Source organism: Buchnera aphidicola (Macrosiphum gaurae) (assembly GCF_005080965.1).
Classification (GTDB): domain Bacteria; phylum Pseudomonadota; class Gammaproteobacteria; order Enterobacterales; family Enterobacteriaceae; genus Buchnera; species Buchnera aphidicola_S.
The window spans coordinates 1-3169 of the sequence record NZ_CP034869.1; the positions used below are offsets into that span (position 1 = coordinate 1).

At 25.6% G+C, this 3169-nt stretch carries 1 protein-coding gene and 1 pseudogene; both read left to right on the forward strand.

Going from position 1 to position 3169, the window contains the following annotated elements; genetic code table 11:
* The first annotated feature begins 566 nt into the window (after positions 1–566).
* A complete protein-coding gene (locus tag D9V72_RS03140) occupies positions 567–2132 on the forward strand; it encodes an anthranilate synthase component 1 (RefSeq protein ID WP_158355464.1) in 1566 nt (521 codons plus the stop codon).
* Between the two features lie 2 nt (positions 2133–2134).
* Positions 2135–2713, forward strand: a pseudogene (locus tag D9V72_RS03145) (glutamine amidotransferase-related protein); the annotation flags it as partial.
* Positions 2714–3169 lie beyond the last annotated feature (456 nt).

A 3169-nucleotide genomic window follows, 5' to 3' on the forward strand; every position in this document is an offset into this window, starting at 1 on the left:
TCAGACGTGTGCTCGTCCGATCTTATAAATTGAAAATTTTATATATTTTTTAAAAAAAGTTATCCACAATTTCTGTGTATAAGTTTAATAAAAAATATATAAAATTTTAAATTTTTTGGACCCTGAAAATAACGTAACATTATGTTTTTTATAATTTTTTTTTTTTTTTTAAACTTCTAATATACATGTTAATAACATGTTCATAAGTCTGGGGATAAGTTTTGTATATATGTATATAATATGTTTCTGAAATATAAAAATATTGCATAATAAAAAATAAAAAAGTACTAAAAGATAACTGATTAGTTAAAAATTAAGAATCCCTTATACCCTTCCCTTAAAAAAAAAAAAAAATATATTTATTATATATAAGGTTTTAATTATTATTATTGTTTTATATAAAGTAATTATTAGTATCATTTTATTTAACATATTTAATATATACTTAAATATATTGTGCACTTTTTTAGAAAAAAATAAAAACGATCATCTTGCTTTAATTTTTCAAATTAGTTACTATGAAAAAAACAAACAAAATTTTTTTGATTTAAAAGAGATGTGAATTAATGGCAATAGACCCATATGAAATTGAAGTAATTCAAAAAATGGCTAACTATCATCCTGATCCCACAAAAATTTTTAACCATCTTTGTGGATCAAGATCAGCAACATTATTGCTTGAAACAGCAGAAATTAATAAAAAAAACGATTTAGAAAGCATAATGATTGTTGATAGTGCAATGCGCATTTCTGCCATAAAAAACTTAGTTAGCATAACTGCTCTATCTGTTAACGGAGCAGAAATATTATCTGTTTTAAAGAAAAATCGTCATAAAAAATTAAAAATATTTGAAAAAGATAATAGTATTAACTTTATTTTTCCGTCTATAAAAAACAATCTTGATGAAGATGAAAAAATTTTCTCATTGTCAATATTTGATTCGTTTAGATTTATTATAAAAATTTTCAAAAATACGAAAAAAATCAGCAAGGCATTATTTTTTGGCGGACTGTTTTCTTATGATCTTATTTCTAATTTCGAATTGTTACCGAAATTAGAAAAAAATCAAAAATGTCCAGATTTTTGTTTTTATTTAGCAGAAACATTACTTATTTTAGATCATCAAAAAAAAACTTGTTTAATTCAAAGTAGTTTGTTTAGCAAAAATTTACATGAAAAAGAAAGAATCGAAAAAAGAACAGAACAAATAAAAAGAAAACTTAAAGAAAAATTTAATTTTATTTATGCGGATAAAATTAGTTCAAAAATTAAATTAACTTCGAACATGAGTGATTTTGAATATTCATCTATAATAAAAAAACTGCAAAAATTAATTCAAAAAGGTGAAATATTTCAAGTCGTACCATCTCGAAAATTTTTCTTACCCTGTAATAATTCATTAGCAGCTTATCAAGAATTAAAAAAAAGCAATCCTAGCCCCTACATGTTTTTTATGCAGGATGAAAATTTTATATTATTCGGAGCATCTCCAGAGAGTTCCTTAAAATATGATGAAAAAACAAGACAAATAGAACTATATCCCATAGCTGGTACTAGACCTAGGGGTAGAAAAAAAGATGGGACTCTAGATTTAGATTTAGATAGTAGAATAGAACTTGAAATGAGGACTAATCATAAAGAATTAGCCGAACATTTAATGCTTGTAGACTTAGCGCGAAACGATCTTGCGCGTATTTGTGAACCAGGGTCTAGATATGTTTCAGATTTAGTTAAAGTAGATAAGTATTCTCATGTAATGCATTTAGTTTCTAAGGTAGTAGGAAAATTAAAAAATAGATTAGATGCTCTTCATGCATATTCAGCTTGTATGAATATGGGAACATTAACTGGAGCACCCAAGGTACGTGCAATGCAACTGATTGCTGAATATGAAAAAGAATGCAGAGGAAGCTATGGTGGTGCTATAGGCTATTTTACTGATTTAGGAAATTTAGACACCTGTATAACAATACGATCAGCTTATGTAGAAAATAATATTGCAACCATTCAGGCAGGGGCTGGTGTTGTTTTTAATTCAATACCAGAAGATGAAGTTAAGGAGAGTTTAAATAAAGCAAAAGCTGTAATAAATGCTATAAAAAAAGCACATTCCATAACGGGGTTTTTTTAAAAATGGCAAATATTTTACTTTTAGATAACATAGATTCATTTACTTATAATCTTGTTGAACAACTTAGAAACCAAAAAAATAACGTTTTAATTTATCGCAACACAGTAGATATAAATATTATTTTACAGTCTCTTAAAAAATTAAAAAACCCCATTTTAATGCTATCACCTGGTCCTAGTTTGCCTAAAAATGCTGGGTGTATGTTAGATTTAATAAAAAAAGTTAAAGGACATATCCCTATAATAGGAATTTGTTTAGGTCATCAGGCAATAGTAGAAGCTTATGGGGGGATTATTGGATATGCAGGTGAGATATTTCATGGCAAAGCATCATTAATCAACCATGATGATTTAGAGATGTTTAAAGGCATAGCTCAACCATTACCCGTTGCCCGATATCATTCATTAGTCTGCAACAAAATACCCCAAAATTTTGTAATTAATTCTTATTTTGAAAAAATGATTATGTCTGTAAGAAATAACTTGGATCGAGTATGTGGCTTTCAATTTCATCCCGAATCTATTTTAACAACTTGTGGAGATGAAATATTAGAAAGGATTATTAGTTGGGCATCCATAAAATACATTAAGAAATAAAAAATATTTTATTAAAAATATCATCGTTAAAATTTCTATACCCTAAGAATCATGATTGAACAACTAAATATATTTGAAAACAAAAAAAATATAATAATACACGTAATGTACTTTTAAAATATAACAATAAACCTACATCATTAAAAAATAATAATAAAAAAGAATTAATATATTTTGAATAAGGAAGAAAAATTATAGAAAATACATTGAACACCCACCCGATCAAAAAACTAAATTTTTAAAGTTACTGTATTATATGTATGAAAATTCGTTTATTATTTTAAAATAATACACACATAAGGCATTAGCTTTTAATAAATTCAAAATTATCAAAAATCTCCTCACACATACATTTCTCTAATAAGTTTTTTAAATCGTAACCCGATATTCAAGAAACTATATATCTGAAAATATTTAACAATAAAAAATATATAAAATTTT

Coding starts and splice junctions, on each gene's coding strand:
- D9V72_RS03140 (WP_158355464.1), top strand. CDS start 567: ATGGCAATAGACCCATATGAAATTGAAGTAATTCAAAAAATGGCTAAC.